Consider the following 23,377-nt stretch of genomic DNA (forward strand, 5'->3'; position numbering starts at 1 on the left):
TGAGATCGCGATCGCGATAAATCGCGCACAAAAAAAACAGGCCGTGAAGCGAGAGCTCCACGGCCTGTTTTGTTTAAAGCGGTTTATGCGTTAGAGCGAGTGATACGTCGGCAGCGCAAAACGCTGCTGGCTCTGCAGCATCGCGATCTGCGGCAGCTCACTGGCTTGCTCGGCCAGGTCACGGCGAATCGCGCTGATCGCCCACGACAGTTGGTCGCCGGCATGCAGTTGTTGATAAGTCAGTGCGCGTTTAAACACTTTGCCGTCGCTGCTGCGCAGAGTCAGCAGAATCCCGCCATCGGGACGTGGCGCAGTGGTGACGTCGAAGTTGGAGAACAGGGAGGTAAATTTTTCTTGGATCAGGCTCATGTCTTTCAGCTCCGTATGCACTTGAATGGCAAGCATGCAGAGGAGGTTGCAGCGATTGTGCCAGCATTTGTTAAATAAAAAATTCTTATAAATCAACAACTTAAAAACAATGCAATTTGCAGGGGTCGTGCAATCTGCATGAATGGCCATCGTGCATCCTGCATTTTGCGGGATCGTTGTCGAATTGACGGAACCAATAGATTGCCCGGCGATCATCGCGGCCGTTCCCCCCATCAGTGGATACAAAACATTGCAAAAACCGCGTGTACAGCGCGAGAAGCGCTGACGTATTTTCGATCTCGACCCGCACTCGAATGCGCGGGTTGCTTCAAGCCAAAGCCCGAAAAATAAAAACATCGGCCTGCACGCCAAGGTCGAACGGGGAGCTTCCATGAGTCACGCGCCAAGCGACACGATTACCTGGGGCATGATGCTCCGCAAACTGCCGATGATTGCCAAAGCCATCCCACGGGTGGTCAAAGGTATGAAGGTGGCCAAAGTCACGGATCCGACCCAAAGCTGTGGCCTTGGCTGGACATTCGAACAAGCGACGCTGCGCAATCCCGAGGGCCCGGCGTTATTGCAGGGCGATGTGCTGCTGACCTATGCGCAGGTCAACCACTGGGCCAACCGCATCGCTCACTATCTGAATGGACAGGGCATCGGCAAGGGCGATGTAGTCGCGGTGTTTATTGAAAACCGCCCGGAATTGCTGGTGACCATTCTGGCGCTGGCCAAGGTCGGCGCGGTCAGCGCGCTGCTCAATACCTCGCAGACTCGCGACACGCTGATCCACAGTGTGAATCTGGTGGCGCCGGTGGCGATTGTCGTGGGTGAAGAACTGGTTCCGGCTTATGCGGCGATTCGCGACCAAGTGGCGATTACCGCGCCGCGCACCTGGTTTGTCGCCGATCAGGACACCTATAGCCATCCGGGCATTGCGCCCGAAGGCTACGTGAACCTGATCAGCGCCAGTGCCGATGCTTCCAGCGAGAATCCGCCGAGCAGTCAGCAGGTGTTTTTCGACGATCCATGTTTCTACATCTACACCTCCGGCACCACCGGCCTGCCCAAGGCTGGCGTGTTCAAGCACGGGCGCTGGATGCGCAGCTCCGCCAGTTTCGGCATGATCGCCCTCAACATGGGCCCCGACGATGTCGTCTACTGCACCTTGCCGCTGTATCACGCCACCGGTCTTTGCGTGTGCTGGGGCTCGGCGGTCAATGGCGCCTCGGGCTTCGCGATACGGCGCAAATTCAGCGCCAGCCAGTTCTGGACTGACGTGCGCCGCTACCGCGCGACTACCATCGGCTATGTCGGCGAGCTGTGCCGTTATCTGGTCGATCAACCGGCCAGCGCCGATGACAGCCGCCACGACGTGCGCAAGATGATTGGCAACGGCTTGCGCCCCGGCGCCTGGGCCGAGTTCAAAACGCGCTTTGCGGTCGATCACATCTGTGAGTTGTACGCGGCGAGCGACGGCAACATCGGCTTCACCAACATTCTCAACTTCGACAACACCATCGGTTTTTCCCTGATGGCCTGGGAGTTGGTGGCCTACGACCATGACAGCGGTGAGCCGCTGCGCAGTTCCGACGGTTTCATGCGCAAGGTCGGCAAGGGCGAGCAGGGCCTGTTGCTGGCGCGAATCGACGAGAAGGCGCCGCTGGACGGCTACACCGATCCGCAGAAAACCGCCAAGGTTGTGCTGCACGACGTATTTACCAAGGGCGACCGCTTCTTCAACACCGGTGACCTGCTGCGCAACATCGGGTTCGGCCATGCACAATTCGTTGATCGGCTCGGCGATACCTATCGCTGGAAGGGCGAAAACGTTTCAACCACTGAAGTCGAAAACCTGTTGCTGCAACATCCGCACATCTCCGAAGCGGTGGCGTATGGCGTGGAAATCCGCAATACCAACGGCCGCGCCGGCATGGCGGCAATCACGCCGGCGGAGTCCCTCGCGACGCTGGATTTCGCCGAGTTGCTGACCTTCGCCCGCGAACGCATGCCGGCCTACGCGGTGCCGTTATTTCTGCGGGTGAAGGTGAAAATGGAAACCACAGGCACCTTCAAATACCAGAAAACCCGACTAAAAAATGAAGGCTTCGACCCGGGCCAGACGGGCGATGATCCGATCTACGCCTGGCTGCCCGGCACGCAGACTTACGTTCGGGTGACCGATGAGGTGCTGGCGGAAATTCATCAGGGCAAACATCGTTATTGAATCTGGCTATGAGACAGCTTGAGAAAAAGGGGGTGACAGCCACCGTCTCGCTCGGGAAACTGTCGGCTTTCCGATTGACCGAAAGTGGAGTTGCCCCATGTCCGACCAAAGCCGCCAGATGACCCCTGAAGAAGCTGCCGAATTCACCGAGCAGGTTTTCAACAAGGCGCGTGACGGTGATGCCGAGATGCTCGATCGCCTGGTCACCGCTGGTTTGCCGGTGAACCTGAAGAACAGCAAGGGTGACACGCTGCTGATGTTGGCCAGCTATTACGGCCATGTCGATGCGGTGAACGTACTGCTTAAACACAAGGCTGACCCGGAAATGCGCAATGGCAACGGTCAGAGCCCGATTGCTGGTGCGGCATTCAAAGGTGATCTGGCGGTGGTCAAGGCGCTCGTCGAGGCCGGGGCCGAGATCGAAGGCTCGTCGTTCGATGGACGTACGGCGTTGATGATGGCGGCGATGTTCAACCGTGTTGAAATCGTTGATTACCTGATCAGCAAAGGTGCCAACGCTCAAGCCAAGGACGCCAATGGCGTGACCGCGCTGGACGCGGCGCGCACCATGGGCGCGGTCGATACCACCGCGCAACTGGAAACATTGTTGGGCTGATAAGATCAAAAGATCGCAGCCTCCGGCAGCTCCTACAATGATTGCGTTTGCCGCCCATTTCGCGGACGAACGCTTTACCTGTAGGAGCTGCCGCAGGCTGCGATCTTTTGCTTTCTGCGTTATCCTCCGCGCCCTCAAATTTCACCTCCCACAGGATCCGCCCTCATGAAAGCCGCACTCGTCGAACTCATCAGCAAAATCAGCTCCGGCTGCATGGGCGAGGACGAGATCCTGAACGTGGCCGACGAAGCGGCGCAAGCCTACGCCGATGCCGACGCCTTTCTGACCGCCAACCCCGACATCAACTACGACGACACCTTCCCGATTCCGTTGGGCGAGTGGGTGGTGGTCGGCAGCCTGCCGGAAACCGTGCTGTTTCAGGCCGACACCTACGTTGACCTGTTCGCGCAGATCGTCGCCTCGTTTGGCCCGGGCGTGGATTTCAACCTCAAGCCCAAGCAACTGGCCAAGACCGAAGCGCTGACCGCGCTTAATCGCATTCAGGTGCAGATGAGCAGCATGAACAAGGAAAACGGCGGTTACACGCTGATGAACTTCAGTCAGTTGCTCGACGATGAGCTGCAAATGGTGCTGGTCTTCGGCAACGACGTGCCACGCGTGCTGGAGTTGTGCGCCGAAGTCGGCATCACCGCCGCTCCTTCGCTGGAAGCCTTGAAGGTCGCCGTTCACGTCTGAGCGCAATAAAAGGGAACCCTGCGCGCGACCGTCTATCCTAAAAGTGCATGCCACTATTCTGGAGCGACACCATGGGTTCCACGTTCAACGGTCTGATCGGCCTGATCATCCTTGCCCTCGACATCTGGGCCATCATCAACGTGTTGAAAAGCGGCGCAACCACCGGGATGAAAATCGTCTGGGTGCTGCTGATCATCCTCCTGCCAGTGCTGGGCCTGATCATCTGGGCGATTGCCGGACCGCGGGGCAACGTGCGGATCTGAATCAGCTAACACCGCAATACCCCTGTAGGAGCTGCCGAAGGCTGCGATCTTTTGATCTTGCTTTTAAAAATCAACGTCAAAAGATCGCAGCCTTCGGCAGCTCCTACAAGGATTGTGGGTTGCTGATGAAGTGAGGTTCGACCTGTCATCTTCGGCAACGTAGAATGCGCGCCTTTCCCGGGCGATCGTCCCCACGATCGGCGCCCGCGCATTCATCGGAGCACTTCACCATGACCGTCACCAAAACCAGCGAGTACCTGGAAACCCTCTACGAAGGCTACGGCCAGCGTTTTCGCATGGAAAAACTGCTGCACGAAGTGCGCACCGAACACCAGCACCTGGTGATCTTCCAGAATCCGCGCATGGGCCGGGTGATGGCGCTGGACGGCGTGATCCAGACCACCGAAGCCGACGAATTCATCTACCACGAAATGCTCACGCATGTGCCAATCCTCGCCCATGGCAGCGCCAAACGCGTGCTGATCATTGGCGGCGGTGACGGTGGCATGTTGCGCGAAGTGACCAAGCACGCCGGCGTTGAACACATCACCATGGTCGAGATCGACGGCACCGTGGTCGACATGTGCAAAGAGTTCCTGCCGAACCACTCCAGCGGCGCCTACGACGATCCGCGTCTGAACCTGGTGATCGACGACGGCATGCGTTTCGTCGCCACCACCACGGAAAAATTCGACGTGATCATCTCCGACTCCACCGACCCGATCGGCCCGGGCGAAGTGCTGTTCTCGGAAAACTTCTATCAGGCCTGCCACCGCTGCCTGAACGAGGGCGGCATCCTCGTGACCCAGAACGGCACGCCGTTCATGCAGATCGACGAAGTGAAAACCACCGCCGGTCGCCTCAACAGCCTGTTTCCGGACTGGCACTTCTATCAGGCGGCCGTGCCGACCTACATCGGCGGTTCGATGACCTTCGCCTGGGGCTCGACCAACCCGGCCTACCGCAAGCTCAGCCGTGAAACCCTGCAGCAGCGCTTCATCGGCAGCGGCATCGTCACGCGCTACTACAACCCGGAAATCCACATCGGCGCCTTCGCCTTGCCGCAGTACGTGCTGCAAGCGATCAACAAGCCAAGCAACGATTAAATAATCGCTGCAAAACTTGTAGGAGTGAGCCTGCTCGCGATTACGGTCTGTCTACCAACATCACCGTTGGATGGGAAATCGACATCGCGAGCAGGCTCACTCCTACAGTAGATGTCGTTTTATTCATGTTCGTGCGCTGTAATCCTTTTGAACCAACTTTCGGCGTACACAGTCGAGATAGGTGTAAGCCCATTTGCGGGTTTGATCGAGGAGGCACCGATGCAAAAGTGGAAAGTCACTTTCGTGGACGATCATGGTGAAATTGTCGATGAGGTGTTCGAGCGCGCGGAATGCCCCAGCGACGATGAGGCCGCTCGATTGATCAAGGCTCGGCTTCTGCCCGTCGCCGCCGAACTGGACCTGAACGATCTGGAAGGGCGCACCGCCGATGCGGGCGTGAAAAGCCTGAAAACCCAGAACAGCATTGAAATCCGCAGCATCACTCCCATCTGACATTCTTCCTGTCACCTTTAACACCAGGCCTTGGCAGCAGCTCTAACTTGGGGCTACTCTGCAAGCGAGATCAGCGAACGGATCGCTAAGGTCTGGTCTTGTCAGCTACATGCTTGTTTCCCGCGTGCAACCACGTTGCCGTAGTACTTAGGCCAGAGGCCCGGGGCGGGAATACGGAAAGTCTATCCATCTATGCGAGGGGGACGATTCATGAGCACAGCCTATCAAGAAGACATCAGCAGCAATGTTCTGCGCCGCATGAAAGAAGGCGGTTTCGATTTTTCCCGATTCCATCCCATCGAGTTCTACGCCATTTTCCCGGACGAGGAGCGGGCGCGCAGGGCGGCAGGCAAATTTCGCGGTGAATCCATCAATGCCCAGGTCAGCGTGCGTGATGACGGTGCGTGGGCGCTGGAATTGAGCAAGGTGATGTATGCGACGTATGACGATATCGGCGACTTTGAGCAGGGTTTCTCTGCCGTGGTCGAACCGCTGGGCGGCATTATCGAAGGCTGGGGTGTGAAACAGGAGGTGCGCAACCGCCACCGTTTGAATTGATCTCTTGCAGCGACAATCGAGCAACGGCTGACCTTCGGGTTGGCCGTTGTCGTTTCTGGTGTCCATAAACGCTGCGGCAAAACCCTGAAACAAGAATCCAGGGCAAAAAAAAGCCACCGGAGAGGGTGGCTAAAAGGGAAGACCGATAAGGAGAGGAAACCGGTCAGGGTTACAGCGGGGCGGGCTGCGGGAGCAGTCCAGGTCAGTTGAGCTGGCGACTTCGCGGCGCTGTCCGCGGTGAAGTTTTGCAGCGAATGCGCGGATTATCCGCAGGCAGCGCCGGGCAGTGAAATCAACTCTGACTATGCTGGTGATAGGCGATGCAGTGCGTCGCAATGAAGCGGGGGCAATCCGGTTGGGGCATTTGCCGCACAGGAATGGTGCGGCGCCTGTGGCGTGAATATCCAACCGATTGAAATCAAAGCGTTTATGCCGATGGCACGGGCCTTGCGAAGGCCTGTAGGTCCGGGTGACAAGGAGTACGGCATGATCCGCACCTATTTTGATGAGATGTACGATGCCGGCGGCCAGGTTCGTCCGCATTACCGGGAGTTCGCCCGATGGCTGGCCGACACGCCTGACGAGCTGTTGGCCCAACGGCGACGCGAGGCCGATCTGCTGTTCCATCGCGCCGGGATTACTTTCACGCTCTATGGGGACGAGCAGGGCACAGAGCGGCTGATTCCTTTCGACACCATTCCGCGCAGCATCCCCGCCAGTGAATGGCGGATCGTCGAGCGCGGCTGCATCCAGCGGGTCAAGGCGCTGAACATGTTCCTCGCCGACCTCTATCACGAGCAGCGCATCATCAAGGCCGGGATCATTCCCGCCGAACAGGTGCTGGCCAACGAGCAATATCAGTTGGCGATGCAGGGGCTGGATCTGCACCGCGATATCTATTCGCATATTTCCGGCGTCGATCTGGTGCGTGATGGCGACGGCACTTATTACGTACTCGAAGACAACCTGCGTACACCGAGCGGCGTGAGCTACATGCTCGAAGACCGCAAAATGATGATGCGCCTGTTTCCGGAGCTGTTTGCCGCGCAACGTATCGCCCCGATCGATCACTACCCGAACCTGTTGCTCGATACCCTGAAAAGCTCAAGTCCGATAGATGACCCAAGCGTGGTGGTGCTGACGCCGGGGCGCTTCAACAGTGCGTTCTTCGAGCACGCGTTTCTCGCGCGGGAAATGGGCGTGGAACTGGTCGAAGGCGCGGATCTGTTCGTGCGTGACGACAAAGTCTTCATGCGCACCACCGACGGCCCGAAAGCGGTGGACGTGATTTACCGCCGCCTCGACGATGCATTCCTCGATCCGTTGGCGTTCAACCCGGACTCGATGCTCGGCGTGCCGGGGCTGCTGTCGTCCTATCGCTCGGGCAATGTGGTGCTGGCCAACGCCATCGGTACCGGCGTAGCGGACGACAAATCGGTGTATCCGTTTGTCACTGACATGATCCGTTTTTATCTCGACGAAGAACCGATCCTGAAGAACGTGCCGACCTGGCAGTGCCGCAATCCGTCTGAACTTTCCCATGTGCTGGCCAATCTTCCAGATCTGGTGGTCAAGGAAACCCAAGGCTCCGGCGGGTACGGAATGCTGGTGGGTCCGGCGTCGACGACGGCGGAAATCGACGCGTTCCGCGAGCGGATCAAGGCCAAGCCCCACGCGTACATCGCACAGCCGACGCTGTCGCTGTCGACCTGTCCGACCTTTGTCGAAAACGGCATCGCGCCGCGCCATATCGACTTGCGTCCGTTTGTCTTGTCCGGTCGCGAAACCCGTGTGGTGCCTGGCGGTTTGACCCGTGTGGCGCTGCGTGAAGGCTCTCTGGTGGTGAACTCATCACAGGGCGGTGGGACCAAGGACACCTGGGTGGTCGAGGATTGAAGGAAGCTTGCCATGTTAAGTAGAACTGCCTCGGATCTGTATTGGATGTCGCGTTACCTGGAGCGGGCGGAAAACCTCGCGCGGATGCTCGACATCAGTTATTCGCTGTCGCTGATGCCGCAGGACGGTCGCGGCGATGGTTTGCACGAGCTGGCCATGCCGCTGCTGATCACCGGCACCCTCGACGATTATCTGGAACGTCACGGCGCACTGCATGCCGAGCGCCTGCTGCATTTTTTCGCCCTTGATGCGGCCAACCCGGCGAGCATCTACAGCTGCCTCGGCGCGGCGCGAGCCAGTGCACACGCTGTGCGCGGGCGCATCACGGCGGACATGTGGGAAAACATCAATTCGACGTGGCTGGAGATTCGCGGGATCGCCGAACAGGGCCTCAGCCGCTACGGCATGAGCCGTTTCTGCGAGTGGATCAAGGAACGTTCGCACCTGTTCCGTGGTGCGTCCTACGGCACGATCATGCGCAACGATGCCTTTCGCTTTATTCGCCTCGGCACCTTTATCGAGCGCGCCGACAACACGCTGCGACTGCTTGATGCGCGTTATGAGATGGCCGGTGATCAGGCCGAAGCGGTCAGCGATGGCACGGCCCACGCCTATTACCAGTGGAGTGCATTGCTGCGCGCGCTGTCGTCATTCGAGGCTTACACCGAAATCTATCGCGATGCGCCCGGCGCCCGGCATGTTGCCGAGTTGCTGTTGTTGCGTGCCGATGTACCGCGTTCGCTAAGGGCCTGCACTGAGGAGATCGACCAGATTCTTGCGCAACTGCCGGGCGCTAACGGCCGCCCCGCACAGCGCTTGGCGGCGGAAATGGACGCACGTCTGCGCTACACCGGTATCAATGAAATTCTCGAGGAAGGCCTGCACGCCTGGCTGACCGAATTCATCCCGCTGGTGCGCCAGTTGGGTAACGCCATTCACAGTTCTTACCTGGAGGCTGCATGAGACTCTCCATTAGCCACGAGACCACCTATCACTACGAAGATCAGGTGCGCGCGAGCATCCAGTACCTGCGACTCACACCCCACGACAGCGAGCGCCAACACGTACTGAGCTGGCAGCTCGACCTGCCGCGCCCGGTGCGCGCGCAACTCGATCCGTTCGGCAATATCCTGCACGTGTTGACCATGGATGAACCGCACGAGGCGATCATCATTGGCGCGCGCGGACAGGTCGATATCGATGAGTTGCGCGAGGCTGAACACGAAAGCCAGTCAGCGCTGCCGTTCCTGCGCTTTACCCGGCTGACCGAAGCCGACGAAGCACTGCGAGCGTTCGCCGAGAAATCTTGCAAACAGCGCCGGGATCGCACGGCGTTGATCGATTTGATGCACGGTTTGAATCAGCACATGACCTACACGCCGGGCTCGACGGAAGTTGATACCAGCGCCGCTGAAGCTTTCGCCGGGCGCGCCGGGGTTTGCCAGGATCACGCCCACGCGTTTCTGGCCTGCGCGCGCAGTCTGGGCGTGCCGTCGCGTTATGTGTCGGGCTATTTGTATAGCGAAGATTGCGAGCATCTGGCCAGCCACGCGTGGGCAGAAGCCTGGCTGGATGACGCCTGGTACAGCTTTGACGTGACCAACGAACTGGCACGGCCGGAACGGCATCTGAAGCTGGCGGTGGGTCTGGATTACCTCGACGCCTGCCCGGTGCGTGGCATGCGCCGTGGCGGCGGGTGCGAGCAGATGCATGCGAAAGTGTTCGTCTCGCCGACGCCGGTTATCTCCGTGCAACAACAGTAACGGGCTAACACAAAACCCTTGTAGGAGTGAGCCTGCTCGCGATAGCGGTCTGACAGTTACAAATGTCCTGACTGATACACCGCTATCGCGAGCAGGCTCACTCCTACAAGGAAATATGTTCAGGGCTTAACTTTGCGTCCGGCCATGTGCTTGAGATATCCCACCAGCAATTCCAGATCGCCATCCGGCAACACCTCCACCGAAAACCCCGGCATCTTCGCCTGCGGCCACTGACGCAAGCTCTGCGGATCGCGAATGTAACGCTTGAGGAAGTCCGCACCGAAATACTCGGTCGGATTGTACGGAATATTCAGATCCGGTCCGAACTGCGCATCCCCCGCGCCGTTCAAGCGGTGACACGCCAGGCAATTCTTCTGAAACAGCGCAAACCCGCGATTCACCGGGTCATCCGCCTTCAACGCAGGGTCTGGCAACAGGGCAGGGAAGCGCTCGGCCACCGGCGCCATGCGCTTGATGCTCGCGACTTCGAACGGCCACTGCTCCGGGCTGATATTGCCAGCCTGCGGATCAGTCCACACCAGATAAAACGGCCCGGCACTGTGCTTGCCTTCTGACAGCGCTGGCCACGGCTGAGCCGGATCCTCAATGGCCAGCCAGGCCCGTGCGCCTTGTGTATTGAGCAGCGGTGCTGCAGCCAGTTCTGCGGCAAACCCGTCCAGTGCCACCGCTTGCAGGTGATCTTGCGGTTTGATCCCGGTCAGCAGCGCAGCCACGGGCACGGCGCGATAGGTCATGTCCTTCTTGTAGGACACATCGTTTTTGACTGTGAGTGTTTGTACCTGAGGATGCTTGAGTAATTCCTCGGTCTGCCAGGTGCGGCTGTTTGCGCCCAGTTGCAGATCCAACTGTGCGGCAGACAAGGGCATGCTCAGCAGCATGGCCCCGAATACGATGAGCGCTTTAAAATGATCGCCGTCCATGTCGTGGGAGTGCGCAAAGGTTGGCACAGCCACGCTGGCCCGGGTAGCGGGCCAGTCATATTTTCAGTGGCGATAGATAGCACCTGCCGCTCGATTCAGCCGATTACCTTGGTCAAATTCGGCAAAATCAACAACAGCGTCGTGGCGAAAAGAATGAGCCCTGCTTGACGAACTTTCGGTTGTTTGAACATGGCTTGACCGCCTTTATTGTTATTTCCTGATGCCTGCCTGCATATCCATGACGGCAAGCGCTGCACTTCCTGTTGAAGGACGCCGGCCTCGGCAAAACCCGACGACTCTGACGTACAAGTACTACCTTAGGGCCCGCGTCACGCTTGGCTTAGATCCATTTCATATGGAGTCGTTGTAATTTGCGATTAAAACGGCATGAGGCGTATTGCCAGCTTCTTCGTCGCCCGCTTGCTAGACAACTCGCCGACCTGAACCGGTTCACCCAGCCGCCGATGACCGTCCGTCTGAGCGTGTACGTCAAGCGCATTGAGCGCTGTGGTCATTGAACCAATGGCCGCTCGGGGCAAGAGTGGGGCCACAAGAAATCACTCACCGCACAGGTTCGAGGGCGTCATGACCCAAGCTTTGATATTCGATGCGTTACGCACGCCACGCGGCAAAGGCAAGGCCGATGGCGCCTTGCACAGTGTCAAACCGGTAAATCTGTTGGCGGGATTGCTGACCGCGCTGCAAGCGCGCACGTCGCTGGATACCAGCCAGGTCGATGACGTGGTGCTCGGCTGCGTGACGCCGATTGGTGATCAAGGCTCGGACATCGCCAAAACCGCCGTGCAAGTGGCCGATTGGGATGTCAGTGTCGCGGGCGTGCAGATCAACCGCTTCTGCGCCTCGGGACTCGAAGCGGTGAACCTCGGCGCGATGAAAGTGCGCTCGGGTTTCGAAGATCTGGTGGTGGTCGGCGGCGTCGAGTCGATGTCGCGGGTACCGATGGGCAGCGATGGTGGGGCCTGGGCGCTGGATCCGCAGACCAATCTGCACAGTCATTTCACTCCGCAGGGCGTCGGCGCGGACCTCATCGCGACGATCGAGGGCTTCAGCCGTCAGGACGTCGATACCTACGCCTTGCACTCGCAACAGAAAGCCGCACGGGCGCGGGCTGACGGCTCGTTCAACAAGTCGCTGGTGCCGGTGCAGGACCAGAACGGCATCCTCCTCCTTGATCACGATGAATTCATTCGTGCCGAGTCGACCCTCGAAGGCTTGGGCAAGCTCAAGCCGAGTTTCGAAATGATCGGCCAGATGGGCTTCGACGCCACGGCATTGCGGGTCTACAGCCATGTCGAGAGGATCAATCACGTGCACACGCCGGGCAACAGTTCCGGGATTGTCGACGGTGCGGCGCTGATGTTGATCGGCTCCGAAGCCAAGGGCCGCGCGCTGGGCTTGCAACCTCGGGCGCGCATTGTCGCCACAGCGGTCACCAGTACCGACCCGACCATCATGCTCACCGGTCCCGCGCCGGCCACCCGCAAGGCGTTGGCCAAGGCTGGATTGCGCGTAGAGGACATCGACCTGTTCGAGGTCAACGAAGCGTTCGCTTCGGTGGTGCTGAAGTTCATCAAGGACATGGCTGTCGATCCGGGCAAGGTCAACGTCAATGGCGGCTCGATCGCCATGGGCCACCCGCTGGGCGCCACCGGCTGCGCGATCCTCGGCACCTTGCTCGATGAATTGGAAGTGCGACGCCTGCGCTATGGCCTGGCGACGCTGTGCGTCGGCGGCGGCATGGGCATTGCCACCATCATCGAACGCCTCTGAGCCCCGAATTCAAGGAACCTTGTTATGAGCGAAGCCATTCGTTACGAAAAAGGCCAGGACGCTATCGTCGTGCTGACCATCGATATGCCGGGCCAGAGCGCCAACACCATGAACGCCGTGTACCGCGAGGCCATGGCCACTTGCGTCGCCCGGTTAGTGGCAGATAAAGACAACATCGCCGGAGTCATCATCACGTCGGCGAAGAAAACCTTCTTTGCCGGCGGCGACCTCAATGAACTGATCAAGGTCGGCAAGCCTGAAGCCAAAGCCTTCTATGACATGGTGCTGACCCTCAAGGGGCAATTGCGCACTCTGGAAACCCTCGGCAAACCGGTGGTCGCGGCGATCAACGGCGCAGCACTGGGCGGCGGGTGGGAAATCTGCCTCGCCTGTCATCACCGCGTGGCTTTGGATGATGCAGCGGTGCAACTCGGTCTGCCGGAAGTGACCCTCGGCCTGTTGCCGGGCGGCGGCGGGGTGGTGCGCATGGTGCGCATGCTCGGTATCGAAAAAGCGCTGCCGTATTTGCTTGAAGGCAAGAAGGTGCGTCCGCAACAGGCGTTGCAAGCGGGGTTGATCGATGAACTCGCAGCAGATCGCGATGAGTTGCTGGCCAAGGCACGGGCCTGGATCGTTGGCAATCCGACGGCAGTGCAGCGCTGGGATGTGAAGGGTTATCAGATTCCGGGCGGTACACCGTCGAACCCGAAAGTCGCGCAGATGCTGGCGATTGCGCCGTCGATTCTGCGCAGCAGGACCCAAGGGACGATGCCGGCACCAGAGAAGATCCTTTGCGCGGCGGTGGAGGGTGCTCAGGTCGATTTCGACACCGCGCATTTGATCGAAACCCGCTACTTCACCGAGCTGACCACCGGGCAAATCTCGAAGAACCTGATTGGCACATTCTGGTTTCAGCTCAACGAGATCAATGCTGGTGGTTCGCGGCCACAAGGTTTTGCGCCTTACAAGACGCAGAAGGTCGGCGTACTGGGTGCCGGAATGATGGGCGCCGGGATCGCGTTTGTCAGCGCTTCGGCGGGCATCGAAGTGGTGCTCAAGGACATCAATCTCGCGGCCGCCGAGAAGGGCAAGGCGCATTCGGCGGCGTTGCTGGACAAGAAAGTCGCCCGTGGGCAGATGACCGCCTTACAGCGTGAGACTGTGCTGGCGCGGATCAAGCCATCCGAGAGCGATGCCGATCTGGCAGGGTGCGATCTGATCATCGAAGCGGTGTTCGAAGACCGCGAACTCAAGGCCAAGGTCTCTGCTGCAGCCCAGCGGGTGGTGGGTGCCGAGGCCGTCATCGCTTCCAATACCTCGACTCTGCCAATCACCGGGCTGGCGGCTGCGGTGCCGGATCAAAGCAAGTTCATCGGTCTGCACTTCTTCAGCCCGGTAGAAAAAATGCCGCTGGTGGAAATCATCAAAGGCGCGCAAACCAGTGACGAGACCCTGGCTCGTGGGTTCGATTTCGTCCTGCAAATCAAGAAAACCCCGATTGTGGTCAACGACAGCCGCGGTTTCTTCACCTCACGTGTGTTCGGCACCTTCACCAACGAAGGCATCGCCATGCTCGGCGAAGGCGTCAACGCACCGATGATCGAGACCGAGGCGCGCAAGGCCGGGATGCCGGTCGGGCCTCTGGCGATCTCCGACGAAGTTTCCCTCAGCCTGATGAGCCATATCCGTCAGCAAACCGCCAAGGACCTACAGGCAGAAGGGAAACCGCTGATTGAGCACCCGGCGTTCGCCGTGATTGACTTGCTGCTCAATGAATACAAGCGTCCGGGCAAGGGTGCTGGCGGTGGTTTCTATGAATACCCGGCCGGTGGCCAGAAGCATTTGTGGCCGGAACTGAAAACGCGCTTCGAGAAAGCCGACGGGCAGATTTCACCCAAGGATGTGCGTGACCGTTTGTTGTTCGTGCAAGCCATCGAAACCGTGCGTTGCGTAGAGGAGGGTGTGCTGACCTCGACGGCGGACGCCAACGTTGGTTCGATCTTCGGCATCGGTTTTGCCGCGTGGACGGGCGGTGCGTTGCAGTTCATCAATCAATATGGCGTGAAGGACTTCGTCGCTCGCGCGCAGTATCTGGCTGAGCAGTACGGCGAGCGTTTCGCCCCGCCGGCGTTGCTGCTGGATAAAGCGGCGAAAGGTGAAATGTTCTAACGGGCCGAGCATTCCGGGGCTTGCCTTGCTTGGGTGTTTCAGGGCAGGCTCTGGGGTGTTCATTATTCCCATCACGTGTCAGGTATTTTTTATGTCGCTACGCATCTGCATTCTGGAAACCGACATCCTGCGTCCGGAACTGGTCGATCAATATCAGGGTTACGGGCAGATGTTCCAGCGTCTGTTCTCGCAGCAACCGATTGCCGCCGAGTTCAGCGTCTACAACGTGATGCAGGGCGAATACCCGACCGACGACCTGAGCTTCGACGCGTACCTGGTCACCGGCAGCAAGGCCGACTCTTTCGGCACTGACCCGTGGATCCAGACGCTCAAGGAATACCTGCTGACCCGTTACGAGCGTGGCGACAAACTGCTCGGCGTGTGCTTCGGCCATCAACTGCTGGCGCTGTTGCTCGGCGGCAAGAGCGAGCGCGCCACTCAAGGTTGGGGTGTTGGCACCCACCATTACAAACTCGCGGCCAAGGCGCCGTGGATGAGTCCTGTGCGTGAGGAACTGACGCTGCTGATCAGTCACCAGGATCAGGTCACTGCGCTGCCGGAAAACGCTACGGTCATCGCTTCCAGCGATTTCTGCCCGTTCGCGGCGTATCACATCAACGATCAGGTTTTGTGCTTCCAGGGCCACCCGGAATTCATCCACGATTATTCGCGGGCGCTGCTGGATCTGCGTCAGGAAGCGTTGGGGCCGCAGATCTATAGCAAAGGCGTGGCGAGTCTGGAGCAGGAACACCATGGCGCTACGGTAGCGGAATGGATGATGCGGTTTGTGGCGCATAAGCCAGAAACTGTCTAAGGCCAAAAGCTTCGCGAGCAGGCTCGCTCCCACATTGAATTTTCGGTGCGCCACCGATCAATGTGGGAGCGAGCCTGCTCGCGAATGTTCCAGACAACTCGGTCTGCTCTATAACCACCCGGACTTTTTGAAACTCGCCCACAAACTTACACATCCCACCGTAATAAACCCCAGTACACCGAAATAGCCGTAGTGCCAGCTCAACTCCGGCATGTTCTGGAAGTTCATCCCGTAAATCCCCGCCACCGCCGTCGGAAACGCCAGGATCGCCGCCCAGGCAGCAAACTTGCGCTGTACCACACTTTGCCGTGAAGCCTCGAGCAACACACCGATCTCGATGGTCTGGCTGGCGATGTCGGCCAAAGTGCTCAGGTCTTCCATCTGCCGCGTTACGTGGATCTGCACATCGCGGAAGTACGGGCGCATATTCTTGTCGATAAACGGGAAGCTCAGCTTCTGCAGTTCCTCGCCAATTTCCACCATCGGCGCCGCGTATCGGCGCAGGCGCACGACATCGCGGCGCAAGCCATGCAGCTTCTGAATGTCACGCTCATTCAGCGCGCTACACAGTACGTTGCGCTCCAGTTCATCGATTTCGGCATGGATCGCTTCCCCGACCGGCTGGTAGTTTTCGATGACAAAGTCGAGCAGTGCATAGAGTACGAAATCCTCCCCATGCTCCAGCAACAGCGGACGCGCCTCGCAGCGTTGGCGGACATGGGCGTAGGACGCCGAGTGACCGTTGCGTGCCGTGATGATGTAGCCCTTGCCCGCGAAGATGTGCGTTTCGATGAACTGCAGAATGCCGTTTTCGCGGATGGGCGAGTAGGTGACGATAAACAAAGCGTCGCCAAAGGTTTCCAGCTTTGGTCGGCTGTGTTTTTCCAGGGCATCTTCTATGGCCAGTTCGTGCAGGTTGAACTGACGTTGCAGGTTGGACAGCTCTTGAGCGTCCGGCTCCTCCAGACCGATCCAGACAAAATGTCCGGTTTTCGCAGCCCAGGCAGCGCCTTCGTCGAGGCTAATATTGGTGACTTTCTTGCCTGCGCTGTACACCGCAGCAGCAACAACTCGACCCATGGTGGTGATTCACTTCTTCTTGGCAGGTGGCAGGGAATGCAAGGCTTCAGCTTAGCCGTGTCGCTGCTTGAGAGTCAGTGAAATCTGCACAGTTCACCGGGCAAAAGAAAACCCGCACAGGGCGGGTTGGCTCCTCACGCGGCTTGTAGCTGTCGATCCATCGAATCGATGCACTCGCGCATCTGCTCACGGCATTGATTGATGAGCATGGGCATGTCGTCCATGGTCAGTCCGGTTGTAGGAATCGCCGGTAGCGAGCGTATGAGTATTTTCCCGCTGCGCCAGCGGTTAAGACGCATGTGCTTGATGTAACTGCTCACGCAAACCGGAACGATTGGCACACCGGCGGCAATCGCCATCTGGAACGCACCTTTTTTGAACGGCAGCAATTCTTCGCCGAGGTTGCGTGTACCTTCCGGGAATACCCAGATCGAAGTGTCTTCGTTCTGCAGGGTGTTGGTGGTGGTCAGCATCGACTGGCGCGCCTTGTGCGCATTGCCGCGATCGATCAGCACATTGCCGGCGAGCCAGAACAGTTGCCCGAACAACGGCACCCACTTCAGGCTTTTCTTGCCGATGCACACGGTACGACGGGGCACAACGTTGCCGAACACGAACAGATCGTAGTTGGACTGATGGTTGGCGATGATCACGCAGCTGTCAGGCTTGTTCATCAGGCCGCTGACGTCCGTTTTCACCCGCAGGCGCAAAATGCACATGGCTGGCAATGCGTAGAGGCGGGCGCACAGACGGCTGTTGTCCGGATTGAAGGGGCGGCAGATCCCGAGGATCACCCCGAGCACGCCTGCCAGAATAAAGTGCAGGCCCATCAATAACATACGAAACACGAACAGCATTTTCAGGCCCCACCGGGACAAAAGGTGGCGCAGTGTACGGATGTGCACTGTTTTCGGCAATTGCCGCTATAGAGTGCGGAGATAGCCGATGTTTAAGCGCATGTTTCAGAATGGCTTGTCAGACCCGTCCTAGAGCCGCCATGGCATTTTCAACCGAGCGTGCAGGAAAAAGCCCGACACGCTGGTCGGGCTTTTCTTTACTGCATGTGCCTGGGGTTAACCGAGATGCTCTTGGTCCTGGATGATCGCGTTATCCAGGGTTTCGAGCAGCGCCTTGCGCACTTTCAACTTGGTGTTTTTGTGCGCGAGCATGTTGATCTTCTTCAGCTGACGCGCAGCGGCGAGGGCGGCACCTTGCAACTCCTCGGCGGAAACCACTTTGTCGAGGAAACCGGCATCCACCGCACTTTGCGGATCGAACATCTCGCCATTGATCACCGAGCGGTGGAACGCGGAACGACGCAGACGATCACGCGCCAGTTCGATACCCGCGTGATGCATGGTCATGCCGATCTGCACTTCGTTCAGACCGATGCTGAACGGGCCGTCGACACCGATACGGTAGTCGGCAGACAACAGAATGAAAGCGCCTTTCGCCACAGCGTGACCCGGGCAAGCGACGATGACCGGGAACGGGTGAGAGAGCAGGCGACGCGCCAACGTCGAACCGGCGGTGACCAGCGCCACAGCTTCTTTAGGGCCGGCGGTCATCACTTTCAGATCGTAGCCGCCAGACAGAATCCCTGGCTGGCCGGTAATGATCACTATGGCACGATCAGTCACAGCCTGATCCAGCGCCGCGTTGAATGCCGCAATCACGTCCGGGGAAATGGCATTGACCTTGCCGTTGCTCAAGGTCAGGGTCGCGATACCGTCTTCGAGGTGGTAAGAAATCAACTCACTCATGACGCTATTCCTTGTAAGAAAGATGGGCAGACGTTACCCACCGCCGCAAGCCAGGTAAAGCGCCGTGACTGACCCGCCAGTCACCGTTTCCCGACGCAGCCAGCGTGGCGAGGCATTCTGCTTCTATATAGAAGGGTCACCTCCACCGAAGATTGGCAGGTTTGCCATGGCACGACAGGCCGCGAAACGACTTTTTCTCTTAACCGCATGAAAATTCTGAAAAAAAGTTTGCCATCGCAAAAGCTTTCGACTACATTAGCGCGCCTCGACAGACAGAACATGTTTGAAGAGATACGGTGAAGTGTCCGAGTGGCTTAAGGAGCACGCCTGGAAAGTGTGTATACAGGAAACTGTATCGAGAGTTCGAATCTCTCCTTCACCGCCACATTTAGTAAACACAAACCCCTGATTTTCCTAGAGAAAGTCGGGGGTTTGTGGTTTTTGGCGTCTGGAAAATGGTCATATGGGACCGATATGGGAATGTTCTGATTTTTTGGCTTGGGTAGCTTTCTCGAGGGCTGCGTGTTTTTTCAGGTTGGTAAGCCTCAGATCGCCAAATCGTATCTGCATTCCAAGCGTGAAAGCTCACCTATGACCGGAAAGGGTCAGGCTCGCCGGTGCATTGCTTCAATCGAGCAATAACGTCCGGGCCTGTTTTAGCGATATCGATCCTGCCTGTTTCATCCAGATAGATGTCAATGGTTCGACCCCATTTGGGAGTGATGTCGATGCACCTCTGAAAACCTTTATCAGTCCACCAATCGAACATCATGAAAAAGTCGTCATCTGGGAATAGGTAGCCGAACTCAACGGCCGAGCCACCGTGCTTGATATCGCCTCTATGAATCCTGTCTTGAGTGTTCCAAACGTAGTGAAATTCTCCCTCGCTGTTCGGGGAAAAATTCACCGCTATGACTGGGGAGCCGAAATACCAAAAAGCGATTGGAAGGCCGACGAGTATCAGAAGGATCCAGCGCCCATACCGGCGAGCGGTTTTATTTGCATTCATGTAGTTTGATTCCTTTTCCCCATTCCTTAGGTGGTACTGCAAGGACTTGATCCATGATCATTTTGGCTGTGATGCCCCCATTGGGATGTTGGCGATAGAGATTCACACCGATACTTATGGATATTCGATCGGGCGCATCATCCCACGCCCTCAGACCGTCGACATTGGCTGAGCGGTTTGGGCCAGGTAATTCCCATTGCTCTTTCGGCTTTGTTACGACTTCTTGGGCTTTGCGTAGGGCATCTGAAATGATTTGCTCACCACCGGCACCATCCAGCAGCACACTCTCGGATAGACCTCCAGCTCTGCCCACATAGCCGTAATGAACGTTCGACCAAATGTCATAGAAATACTCGTACTTTCCTTGCTTGTGCCAAACGCCCCCGATGGTCTTGCGGATGATCGGTTTGTGGTCCCAAGGGCGATTCTGACCGACACGCTCAGTCCAAATGGCCAATGCTCTGGCTTTCATCCCAAGCGCCATACTATAGAAATCAGGCTTTGGACCGAGTTGAAGCCAGAAGGGCTGCGCCATGTATTCCTTGGTTTTTGCATGGGCGTCGTAGCTGTTCAATTCCTTCATCTGGCGAACGGCTGGGCTACTGATGTTGGTGTTCATCTCGGCCGCGATGTAGCTCGCCAGCTTTTCCATCATGTCAGGGTCTTTACAGAGAGCAGGTTCAGCTTTTGGCTCGGGTTTCTTTTCCGGCTTTTTTACGGGTGGCTTGGCTGCGGGCTTCGGTGCTACCAGAGCATTCGCAGCAGTGGCCTTTTCAGTGAGCTTTGGATCGGCCAACAAGGTCGCCATCTTCTCATCGTCCACGGAGCCATCGGGGCGGAAGGCCCCGAGCGCCATGAAGTTGATGATTGTTGCACCACCAGCATCTCCCATGACAAAGCCACCACCGACATCGCCTGATCCGGTGATGATCGTCCCGCCATGGCTGGTGGGACTGCCCAAGTGGGCCATCGGGCGGCCATTCACCTGGATAGAGGGAAAACCCGTCGTGATGACGGCGCCACATCCACAGGTATCACCGACACGGGCAGAGCCCATCGTGTTGATGTTTACGTCACCACTGGCGGAGGCAATCGGGGTGGTGCCGTGACCTGGCATTGGGCAGACGTGCTTGTCACCCAGGCGAGCAGAAGCAATCATTTATCATCCTTGAGTCATTCATCCCTGTTCACGAACCAGCGTCGTGTTGGTTCGGGGGAGGCTACCGCAAACGTATGAAAGGGTCTGTAAGAAAAAGCCGCTTCGAGCCATTACAATCGCGAGTTTATTCATCCGTATAGGGACGACATCCATGATCATTTCCACCACGCACGCCATTGAAGGCCGACAGATCACTGCGTACCTGGATATCGTCAGTGCCGAATCGGTGCAGGGCGTCAATGTGATCCGTGACATGTTTGCCGGTATGCGCGACTTTTTCGGCGGGCGTTCGCAGACGCTGGAGCGGGCTTTGAAGGAGGCGCGTATTCAGGCGACCGAAGAAATACGGGAGCGTGCGCGTGCTCTACAGGCTGATGCGGTGGTCGGGGTGGATTTCGAGATCAGCATGCCCGGCGGCAAGGGCGGGATGGTTGTGGTGTTTGCGACGGGTACAGCGGTGAAGTTGCGCTGAATTTGCTTGACGGGTGTGCGAGCCCATTCAGAGGTTGAATGGGCTCAATCTTTCTGTGTAATCAGCCTTGTGGCTTGAGGATCACGGTGCCTCTGTCGTCATAGGTCAGTGGTGTATCGATGGCGACGAGAGGGGGGTATCAGAAGGTGTGTTGGGTTCGACTGGCTTGCTGGGATGGTAAATGCCCCCTGGTTGCAGAACCGGTGTATCCGGACCCGGATACTTGATGGTGATTTCACCGGAAGCGATCTTCTCCTTCAGATTCATTTGTATGAAAAAGGGCAACGGCCTGTCTCCGGAATTCTTTCGCGGCGGAGTACCAATGGCACTTCATCGCGTTGATTTCTTGTAGGCCATTCGTCGGGCGTCAGGAAATCTGAATAACAAGTCCAGGAATGACCGGCTAGTCTCAAAAGCCTTGAAGGTCGATATTTTTTCAGGCGAATGGGTTTTTGCCGGTGTCGACCAGTGGCGAAGGGGCGATGGTATGACTGATCCGTATATCGAAGACGATGGCGCTGAATTTTCCTTCAACAACTGCGTACGGTGCGGCCAGACCGAGTACCAGGCAGGCTTTGGCGAGGATCCGGTGCAGACCGGCAAGATCAAATCCACAGCACCGAAAGGGCCGAAGGCAAAATTTCTGCCCAAGGTCAGCACGCGAGCCAGAAAATAATCTGCCTCTGTATAACCCCGTCATTGAACGGGGTTTTTTATGGCTGATCGATTGAGGAAATGTCCTACGCATTTTGGCGATGAATGCAGTGGGCTTTCACAAACTTTTCACGTCTACCTCAGTAGGGTGAAGCCATCCGTTAGAAAGCAAGTCTCCAGCCCGTCTCCCCAGCGGGCTTTTTTTTGCCTGTCATAAAACCTTTTCCGGAATCGCTGTCCAATCGGCGCCAAGTGCGCGAAGACCTATGATTTCGACTGGACTTTTGCGCAGCGGCGACATTAAATCCCGGCCCTTTTGTCATCCCAATTGTTGAGGTTTTCGTCATGCGTTTAACACTGCCTGCTCTGGTTTTGGGGCTTCTGGTTGCTCAAGGTGCAATGGCTGCCGGTGATGGCACTGCTGCGTTGGGCGGTGGTCTGGGTGGCGCGCTGGGTAATGTCGTCGGCCAGAAAATGGGCGGCAGCACTGGCGCGGCCATTGGTGCCGGCGTAGCAGGCGCGGCGGGCAGCGCAATGGCGGCGCGCAAGGGTAGCCGGACCAAAGCGGCGATTGGCGGCGGTGTCGGTGCAGCCGGTGGTTCGGTGATCGGCAACAGCCTGGGCGGCAGAACCGGCGCCACGATTGGTGCAGGCCTGGGTGGCGCAGCTGGCGGCGCAGTGGGCAGCAACTTGTCCAAAGGTCACAAGCGTCACTGAGACTAATCCCTTGTCAGAAAAAGCCCGGCTCGATGTCGGGCTTTTTCATGGCTGAACGTTTTCCCCATTCGACTCTCCAATCTCACATAGGCCTATGTCTGGGCCGACTGTCCCGCTTCGGGAACTGTGAGGTTCATATGCGCTTGTCATTATCTGCACTGTTTTTCGGTTTGCTGGTCGCCCAAGGTGCGATGGCCGCCGGGGATGGTTCGGCTGCCGTGGGCGGTGGATTGGGTGGCGTACTGGGCAACGTAGTCGGCGGTCAGCTTGGCGGCAGCACCGGTGCAGCGGTTGGTGCTGGTGTAGGTGGCGCGGCGGGTAGTGCTGTTGGTGCGAATAAGCGCAATCGCACCGAGGCTGCCATTGGTGGTGGTCTAGGTGCTGCGGGTGGCTCAGTGGTCGGTAATAGCCTCGGCGGATCAACCGGTTCGGCCGTCGGTGCAGGACTGGGCGGCGCAGCAGGTGGTGCGGTCGGCAATAACCTGGGCGACGATGGCGGATCTCACTCCGGTGGTGGCCACAAACACAAGAACAAACACAAGAACCGCCATCATTGACAAGTGGTTCAGCAGAAACCCGGCCTCGTGCCGGGTTTTTCGTTTTTGCCGGTCAGACTCAGGAACGATTGGCCGTTGGACTTTTCGAACTTCATACACTCCCCCGAAATGATGAGGTATGCCATGACTCCCGAAACCGAAGGCAAGGAAGAGAAAGGCCCGAGTGGACTGCCGTTTATCAATGATCCGGGGAATGAGGATCCGGGGTCGCTGATGGATGATGCGACAGTGCCGTTGAATGATTCGGATGAGGCGGATATGGAGTATGAGGAGGATGAGGATAAGCAGTGAGGGAGATTAG

General features: G+C 57.9%; 25 protein-coding genes and 1 tRNA gene. 19 read left to right on the forward strand and 7 right to left on the reverse strand.

Features of this window, described 5'->3' with window-relative positions; all coding sequences use genetic code 11:
• Positions 1 to 90 precede the first annotated feature (90 nt).
• Positions 91 to 369 (reverse strand): DUF3509 domain-containing protein, encoded by a 279-nt coding sequence (locus U6037_RS08780; protein ID WP_008080936.1) that lies wholly within the window; start codon positions 367 to 369, stop codon positions 91 to 93.
• A gap of 391 nt (positions 370 to 760) precedes the next feature.
• On the opposite strand from U6037_RS08780, the gene U6037_RS08785 reads away from it, so the two are divergent.
• From U6037_RS08785 to U6037_RS08830, 10 genes are all read left to right on the forward strand, one after another.
• Complete coding sequence (locus U6037_RS08785; protein ID WP_322846453.1) at positions 761 to 2,599, forward strand: long-chain-acyl-CoA synthetase; 1,839 nt, start codon at positions 761 to 763, stop codon at positions 2,597 to 2,599.
• 97 nt (positions 2,600 to 2,696) lie between these two features.
• Positions 2,697 to 3,215, forward strand: a complete 519-nt coding sequence (locus tag U6037_RS08790; protein ID WP_322846454.1) for an ankyrin repeat domain-containing protein — start codon at positions 2,697 to 2,699, stop codon at positions 3,213 to 3,215.
• A 165-nt stretch (positions 3,216 to 3,380) separates the two neighbouring features.
• Entirely contained in the window at positions 3,381 to 3,911 is a 531-nt protein-coding gene (locus tag U6037_RS08795) for a hypothetical protein (RefSeq protein ID WP_322846455.1), read from the forward strand.
• Positions 3,912 to 3,982: 71 nt separating this feature from the next.
• The gene (locus tag U6037_RS08800) at positions 3,983 to 4,174 is read left to right on the forward strand and encodes a PLDc N-terminal domain-containing protein (RefSeq protein WP_007914053.1); all 192 of its coding nucleotides are present in this window, start codon (positions 3,983 to 3,985) and stop codon (positions 4,172 to 4,174) included.
• Positions 4,175 to 4,404: 230 nt separating this feature from the next.
• Positions 4,405 to 5,280 (forward strand): polyamine aminopropyltransferase, encoded by an 876-nt coding sequence (gene speE / locus U6037_RS08805; RefSeq protein ID WP_016982904.1) that lies wholly within the window; start codon positions 4,405 to 4,407, stop codon positions 5,278 to 5,280.
• A 219-nt stretch (positions 5,281 to 5,499) separates the two neighbouring features.
• The gene (locus U6037_RS08810) at positions 5,500 to 5,733 is read left to right on the forward strand and encodes a hypothetical protein (RefSeq protein ID WP_007914057.1); all 234 of its coding nucleotides are present in this window, start codon (positions 5,500 to 5,502) and stop codon (positions 5,731 to 5,733) included.
• A gap of 210 nt (positions 5,734 to 5,943) precedes the next feature.
• Positions 5,944 to 6,291 carry a ribonuclease E inhibitor RraB gene (locus tag U6037_RS08815; protein ID WP_007914059.1) on the forward strand — a complete coding sequence of 116 codons (348 nt, stop codon included), beginning with the start codon at positions 5,944 to 5,946 and terminating at the stop codon, positions 6,289 to 6,291.
• Between the two features lie 486 nt (positions 6,292 to 6,777).
• Positions 6,778 to 8,187, forward strand: a complete 1,410-nt coding sequence (locus U6037_RS08820; protein WP_016982906.1) for a circularly permuted type 2 ATP-grasp protein — start codon at positions 6,778 to 6,780, stop codon at positions 8,185 to 8,187.
• A 12-nt stretch (positions 8,188 to 8,199) separates the two neighbouring features.
• Entirely contained in the window at positions 8,200 to 9,150 is a 951-nt protein-coding gene (locus tag U6037_RS08825; protein WP_016982907.1) for an alpha-E domain-containing protein, read from the forward strand.
• The gene (locus tag U6037_RS08830; protein WP_322846456.1) at positions 9,147 to 9,950 is read left to right on the forward strand and encodes a transglutaminase family protein; all 804 of its coding nucleotides are present in this window, start codon (positions 9,147 to 9,149) and stop codon (positions 9,948 to 9,950) included. Before U6037_RS08825 ends, U6037_RS08830 begins: the two co-directional genes overlap by 4 nt.
• Before the next feature lie 119 nt (positions 9,951 to 10,069).
• Here U6037_RS08830 and U6037_RS08835 read toward each other — a convergent pair whose 3' ends face one another.
• Positions 10,070 to 10,891, reverse strand: a complete 822-nt coding sequence (locus tag U6037_RS08835; RefSeq protein WP_322847297.1) for a cytochrome c — start codon at positions 10,889 to 10,891, stop codon at positions 10,070 to 10,072.
• Between the two features lie 585 nt (positions 10,892 to 11,476).
• On the opposite strand from U6037_RS08835, the gene U6037_RS08840 reads away from it, so the two are divergent.
• From U6037_RS08840 to U6037_RS08850, 3 genes are all read left to right on the forward strand, one after another.
• Positions 11,477 to 12,682, forward strand: coding sequence for an acetyl-CoA C-acetyltransferase (locus U6037_RS08840; protein WP_322846457.1), 1,206 nt, complete (start codon positions 11,477 to 11,479; stop codon positions 12,680 to 12,682).
• 24 nt (positions 12,683 to 12,706) lie between these two features.
• Positions 12,707 to 14,851: a 3-hydroxyacyl-CoA dehydrogenase NAD-binding domain-containing protein gene (locus U6037_RS08845; protein WP_322846458.1), complete on the forward strand. Its 2,145-nt coding sequence runs from the start codon at positions 12,707 to 12,709 to the stop codon at positions 14,849 to 14,851.
• A gap of 91 nt (positions 14,852 to 14,942) precedes the next feature.
• Positions 14,943 to 15,665: an amidotransferase gene (locus U6037_RS08850; protein WP_322846459.1), complete on the forward strand. Its 723-nt coding sequence runs from the start codon at positions 14,943 to 14,945 to the stop codon at positions 15,663 to 15,665.
• Between the two features lie 108 nt (positions 15,666 to 15,773).
• Here the strand turns inward: U6037_RS08850 and U6037_RS08855 are convergent, their stop codons facing one another.
• The 3 genes from U6037_RS08855 to U6037_RS08865 all read right to left on the reverse strand — a co-directional run bounded on the left by U6037_RS08855 (position 15,774) and on the right by U6037_RS08865 (position 18,508).
• Entirely contained in the window at positions 15,774 to 16,745 is a 972-nt protein-coding gene (locus U6037_RS08855; RefSeq protein ID WP_322846460.1) for a magnesium and cobalt transport protein CorA, read from the reverse strand.
• Positions 16,746 to 16,879: 134 nt separating this feature from the next.
• Positions 16,880 to 17,602: a 1-acylglycerol-3-phosphate O-acyltransferase gene (locus U6037_RS08860; protein ID WP_322846461.1), complete on the reverse strand. Its 723-nt coding sequence runs from the start codon at positions 17,600 to 17,602 to the stop codon at positions 16,880 to 16,882.
• A gap of 216 nt (positions 17,603 to 17,818) precedes the next feature.
• A complete protein-coding gene (locus U6037_RS08865) occupies positions 17,819 to 18,508 on the reverse strand; it encodes a crotonase/enoyl-CoA hydratase family protein (RefSeq protein WP_016985527.1) in 690 nt (229 codons plus the stop codon).
• 295 nt (positions 18,509 to 18,803) lie between these two features.
• Between U6037_RS08865 and U6037_RS08870 the strand changes: the two genes are divergently transcribed.
• Positions 18,804 to 18,893, forward strand: a tRNA-Ser gene (locus U6037_RS08870).
• A gap of 204 nt (positions 18,894 to 19,097) precedes the next feature.
• Here the strand turns inward: U6037_RS08870 and U6037_RS08875 are convergent.
• Positions 19,098 to 19,517 carry a hypothetical protein gene (locus U6037_RS08875; protein ID WP_322846462.1) on the reverse strand — a complete coding sequence of 140 codons (420 nt, stop codon included), beginning with the start codon at positions 19,515 to 19,517 and terminating at the stop codon, positions 19,098 to 19,100.
• The gene (locus U6037_RS08880; RefSeq protein ID WP_322846463.1) at positions 19,504 to 20,676 is read right to left on the reverse strand and encodes a polymorphic toxin type 44 domain-containing protein; all 1,173 of its coding nucleotides are present in this window, start codon (positions 20,674 to 20,676) and stop codon (positions 19,504 to 19,506) included. The genes U6037_RS08875 and U6037_RS08880 overlap by 14 nt, the downstream gene beginning before the upstream one ends.
• A gap of 151 nt (positions 20,677 to 20,827) precedes the next feature.
• Here U6037_RS08880 and U6037_RS08885 point away from each other — a divergent pair, with 151 nt between their 5' ends.
• The 5 genes from U6037_RS08885 (at position 20,828) to U6037_RS08905 (ending at position 23,367) form a co-directional block, all read left to right on the forward strand.
• Positions 20,828 to 21,148, forward strand: a complete 321-nt coding sequence (locus U6037_RS08885; RefSeq protein WP_016985528.1) for a YbjQ family protein — start codon at positions 20,828 to 20,830, stop codon at positions 21,146 to 21,148.
• 487 nt (positions 21,149 to 21,635) lie between these two features.
• Entirely contained in the window at positions 21,636 to 21,824 is a 189-nt protein-coding gene (locus U6037_RS08890; RefSeq protein WP_242210124.1) for a hypothetical protein, read from the forward strand.
• A gap of 323 nt (positions 21,825 to 22,147) precedes the next feature.
• Positions 22,148 to 22,519 (forward strand): glycine zipper domain-containing protein, encoded by a 372-nt coding sequence (locus U6037_RS08895; RefSeq protein ID WP_016983669.1) that lies wholly within the window; start codon positions 22,148 to 22,150, stop codon positions 22,517 to 22,519.
• A 137-nt stretch (positions 22,520 to 22,656) separates the two neighbouring features.
• Positions 22,657 to 23,076: a YMGG-like glycine zipper-containing protein gene (locus U6037_RS08900; RefSeq protein WP_322846464.1), complete on the forward strand. Its 420-nt coding sequence runs from the start codon at positions 22,657 to 22,659 to the stop codon at positions 23,074 to 23,076.
• Between the two features lie 123 nt (positions 23,077 to 23,199).
• Complete coding sequence (locus U6037_RS08905; RefSeq protein WP_322846465.1) at positions 23,200 to 23,367, forward strand: hypothetical protein; 168 nt, start codon at positions 23,200 to 23,202, stop codon at positions 23,365 to 23,367.
• The last annotated feature ends 10 nt before the right edge of the window (positions 23,368 to 23,377 follow it).

The sequence above is a fragment of the Pseudomonas sp. B33.4 genome, assembly GCF_034555375.1.
In the GTDB taxonomy this organism is placed as follows: domain Bacteria; phylum Pseudomonadota; class Gammaproteobacteria; order Pseudomonadales; family Pseudomonadaceae; genus Aquipseudomonas.

Coding starts and splice junctions, on each gene's coding strand:
- U6037_RS08780 (WP_008080936.1), bottom strand. CDS start 369: ATGAGCCTGATCCAAGAAAAATTTACCTCCCTGTTCTCCAACTTCGAC.
- U6037_RS08785 (WP_322846453.1), top strand. CDS start 761: ATGAGTCACGCGCCAAGCGACACGATTACCTGGGGCATGATGCTCCGC.
- U6037_RS08790 (WP_322846454.1), top strand. CDS start 2,697: ATGTCCGACCAAAGCCGCCAGATGACCCCTGAAGAAGCTGCCGAATTC.
- U6037_RS08795 (WP_322846455.1), top strand. CDS start 3,381: ATGAAAGCCGCACTCGTCGAACTCATCAGCAAAATCAGCTCCGGCTGC.
- U6037_RS08800 (WP_007914053.1), top strand. CDS start 3,983: ATGGGTTCCACGTTCAACGGTCTGATCGGCCTGATCATCCTTGCCCTC.
- speE (WP_016982904.1), top strand. CDS start 4,405: ATGACCGTCACCAAAACCAGCGAGTACCTGGAAACCCTCTACGAAGGC.
- U6037_RS08810 (WP_007914057.1), top strand. CDS start 5,500: ATGCAAAAGTGGAAAGTCACTTTCGTGGACGATCATGGTGAAATTGTC.
- U6037_RS08815 (WP_007914059.1), top strand. CDS start 5,944: ATGAGCACAGCCTATCAAGAAGACATCAGCAGCAATGTTCTGCGCCGC.
- U6037_RS08820 (WP_016982906.1), top strand. CDS start 6,778: ATGATCCGCACCTATTTTGATGAGATGTACGATGCCGGCGGCCAGGTT.
- U6037_RS08825 (WP_016982907.1), top strand. CDS start 8,200: ATGTTAAGTAGAACTGCCTCGGATCTGTATTGGATGTCGCGTTACCTG.
- U6037_RS08830 (WP_322846456.1), top strand. CDS start 9,147: ATGAGACTCTCCATTAGCCACGAGACCACCTATCACTACGAAGATCAG.
- U6037_RS08835 (WP_322847297.1), bottom strand. CDS start 10,891: ATGGACGGCGATCATTTTAAAGCGCTCATCGTATTCGGGGCCATGCTG.
- U6037_RS08840 (WP_322846457.1), top strand. CDS start 11,477: ATGACCCAAGCTTTGATATTCGATGCGTTACGCACGCCACGCGGCAAA.
- U6037_RS08845 (WP_322846458.1), top strand. CDS start 12,707: ATGAGCGAAGCCATTCGTTACGAAAAAGGCCAGGACGCTATCGTCGTG.
- U6037_RS08850 (WP_322846459.1), top strand. CDS start 14,943: ATGTCGCTACGCATCTGCATTCTGGAAACCGACATCCTGCGTCCGGAA.
- U6037_RS08855 (WP_322846460.1), bottom strand. CDS start 16,745: ATGGGTCGAGTTGTTGCTGCTGCGGTGTACAGCGCAGGCAAGAAAGTC.
- U6037_RS08860 (WP_322846461.1), bottom strand. CDS start 17,602: ATGCTGTTCGTGTTTCGTATGTTATTGATGGGCCTGCACTTTATTCTG.
- U6037_RS08865 (WP_016985527.1), bottom strand. CDS start 18,508: ATGAGTGAGTTGATTTCTTACCACCTCGAAGACGGTATCGCGACCCTG.
- U6037_RS08875 (WP_322846462.1), bottom strand. CDS start 19,517: ATGAATGCAAATAAAACCGCTCGCCGGTATGGGCGCTGGATCCTTCTG.
- U6037_RS08880 (WP_322846463.1), bottom strand. CDS start 20,676: ATGATTGCTTCTGCTCGCCTGGGTGACAAGCACGTCTGCCCAATGCCA.
- U6037_RS08885 (WP_016985528.1), top strand. CDS start 20,828: ATGATCATTTCCACCACGCACGCCATTGAAGGCCGACAGATCACTGCG.
- U6037_RS08890 (WP_242210124.1), top strand. CDS start 21,636: ATGACTGATCCGTATATCGAAGACGATGGCGCTGAATTTTCCTTCAAC.
- U6037_RS08895 (WP_016983669.1), top strand. CDS start 22,148: ATGCGTTTAACACTGCCTGCTCTGGTTTTGGGGCTTCTGGTTGCTCAA.
- U6037_RS08900 (WP_322846464.1), top strand. CDS start 22,657: ATGCGCTTGTCATTATCTGCACTGTTTTTCGGTTTGCTGGTCGCCCAA.
- U6037_RS08905 (WP_322846465.1), top strand. CDS start 23,200: ATGACTCCCGAAACCGAAGGCAAGGAAGAGAAAGGCCCGAGTGGACTG.